The sequence below is a fragment of the Candidatus Cryptobacteroides sp. genome (genome assembly GCF_056207615.1).
Map to the genome: position 1 here is coordinate 1 of NZ_JBAEER010000139.1, position 2,784 is coordinate 2,784.

Annotated in this window: 1 protein-coding gene and 1 pseudogene; both read right to left on the minus strand. The window is 56.6% G+C overall.

Annotated elements, in window-relative coordinates; genetic code table 11:
- Positions 1-2,166: glycoside hydrolase family 3 C-terminal domain-containing protein (locus tag AC06ND_RS08140; protein WP_475678489.1), on the minus strand; the 2,166-nt coding region annotated here is incomplete at its 3' end.
- A gap of 6 nt (positions 2,167-2,172) precedes the next feature.
- Positions 2,173-2,784: pseudogene (locus tag AC06ND_RS08145) on the minus strand (hypothetical protein); the annotation flags it as partial.

Sequence of the window (2,784 nt, forward strand, 5' to 3'; positions counted from 1 at the left end):
CTTTCCTTTGAGGGTTTTCATCGATCCGGAGGCCTCATCGAACGAACGGAAACTGAGTTCGTCGAGATCTATAGCCACGGAAACCGTCTCGCCGGCCTTGATGCCTTCGCGCCTGAAGCCTCTGAGCGAGTAGACGGGTCCTCCGGTCTCACCCTTCCTCTTGATGTACACCTGTACCACTTCGTCACCGTCGAGCGTGCCGCTGTTGGTCACCGGCACCACGATGCTCACCTTGTCCGCCATCTTGAACTTCCTGACTTTCTTTCCGTCCTTGAGTATCGATGCCTTGCCGTAGTCGAAGCTGGTATAGCTCAGGCCATAGCCGAAGGGGAATGCGGGTTCGCCCTTGAAATACCTGTATGTGCGTCCTTCCATATCGTAGTTCTCGAAGTCGCCGATCTGGTCGGATGTGGCATAGAAAGTGACAGGGAGGCGTCCTCCGGGATTATAGTCGCCGAACAGCACATCCGCGACGGCCTGTCCGCCCTTCTCTCCTCCGTACCATGCCTGGAGGATGGCGTTGCAGTTGTCCATGACCGGACCGAATGCTATGGCAGAACCGGAAAGATTGACGAACACGACGGGCTTGCCGGTAGCCTTCAGCTCTGCAAGAAGCCGTTTCTGGCTTGCGGGGAGTTCGATGTCGGTCCTGTCGCCACCTTTGAATCCGTCAAAAGGAACCCTCATCTCCTCACCTTCGAGAGATGCGCTTATGCCTCCGACGAATATGATCGCAGCAGCATCCGAGATCTGGTCGGGCTTGAAATCCTTTGCTCCGTCCGTGCCGTTGATGCCGTCCGTATTGCGGTAGTCATCCCAACCGTCGATGATCTCGCAGCCGCGGGCATAGATGACATTTTCCGCTCCAATCTTGTCGCTGATGCCTTCGAGCACGCTGATGACATGCTTTGGGGTACCTTCGTAATTGCCCCACATTACAGCTCTCTCGTCTGCGTTGGGACCGATCACTGCCACTTTCTGATCCTTGCCCAGAGGCAGGACTCCGTCATTCTGAAGCAGGGTCATGGTTTCCCGTGCCATCTCGAGGGCTTTTTCCCTGTGCTCGTCGCATGCGAGCTTGCTGACAGGGATGTTGTTCCAGCTCACGCTCTCGAGAGGATCCATCTCACCGAGACGGAAGCGGGCGATAAGGAGCCTGCGGAGTGCCTTGTCTATCTGATCCTCTGTGATCTTTCCTTGCTCATAGGCTTCCACGAGGTGTCTGTATGAGCTTCCGCACTCAAGGTCCGTACCGGTGATGACGGCGTTTGCGCTCGCAGAAGCACCATCCTCGAATACGTTGTGGGAGCGGTAGCTTTTTGCGTAGAAATCGTTGATGGCTCCGCAGTCGGAGACCACGAGACCCTTGTATCCCCACTGTTCTCGGAGGAAGTACTCGAGCAGCTGGTCGGAACCGCAGCAGGGCTTGCCGTCGTAGCTGTTGTATGCGCCCATGATTTCCTGTACGTCGGTGGTTTTTACAATGTTCTCGAATGCGTATAGATAGGTCTCAAGCAGGTCCCTGTATGACACGGTGACATCAGCATAGTGCCTTGTGCTTTCGGGACCGCTGTGGACGGCATAATGCTTGAGGCATGCGTGAAGTTTGTCATATCCCTTTTCGTCGGGCTGGCCCTGAAGTCCGTTCACGACGGCACGGCCCATTATGAAGGTCAGATAAGGATCCTCGCCATAAGTCTCCTGCCCGCGTCCCCAGCGTGGGTCACGGAAGATATTGATATTGGGTGTCCAGACGGTAAGGCCGTGGTACTGGTCCGCGCCGCCGGTCTCTTTTGTCTGTTCTATGTACTTGATCCTCTGTTCGGTGCTGGCTATGTCGAAGACCTCCTGGAGAAGGACTTCGTCCCAGCTTGCCGCCATGCCTATGGCCTGGGGGAATACGGTTGCAGTGCCTGATCGGGCGGAACCGTGGAGGGCTTCGCTCCACCAGTCGTATCCGTGTATGCCGAATTCTTCCACAGCTTTGGAGCTGTTGACCATCAGGGAGACTTTCTGCTTCAGGTCCAGACGGCCGACGAGGTCCTCGGCGCGTTCCCGGGGAGTCAGCGAAGGGTCCTGATACGGGTAGTCATACTCGATGCTCCCATTGGGGGCGCACCCGGAGATGAGCAGCGCGGCGGCAATGACGGAGAGGACCTTTTTCATATCAGTTTACCAGGTTACAGTCCTTTCTGGTTGCATATACTGCTTGACTTTAAGGACGCTGTGTGTGAGATCCCTGTCGGAGGAGATCGTGATGTCACGGCTCTCTCCCGGCATCAGAGTGATGTAGTTGTCGTCCGGTATTATGGGAAGGATGCGTTCTCCGGTGGAGGAGTCCGTCAGACGCAGGCGCAGTGCGAATGCCACGGTGTCGCCCGGGTTGCTTATCCGCGCGGTGATGCTGTGCTGCCCATGGCTTGTGACCACGGCTTTGAACCCAGCCTCTCCGATTCCGGAGAGTGCAGTGTAGTTGTATTCGTCGGAAGGGTTGAACCAGTAGAAGTTCTCGGAGAGCACCTTGCCTCCGGCATCTTTGAGGTGGAGGCGTATGAACTTGACACCCTCTCCTTCCGGGCGGAGGACAAAGGCCTCGAGGGTGTTCTGAGCCTCGACCGGGCCGGCCAGCCTCTCGGAGCGGGTCGTCTGCCTCCTGCCGTGCATGTCGAATATCTCGGCGTCTACGTATGCATTCTCCAGACGCTTTCCGGTGGTGTTTATCACCTTGACGCTGCCGCTGAAGCAGTTCCACTGTACATGGAGAGGCTCGCAGGCTTTCTTAGC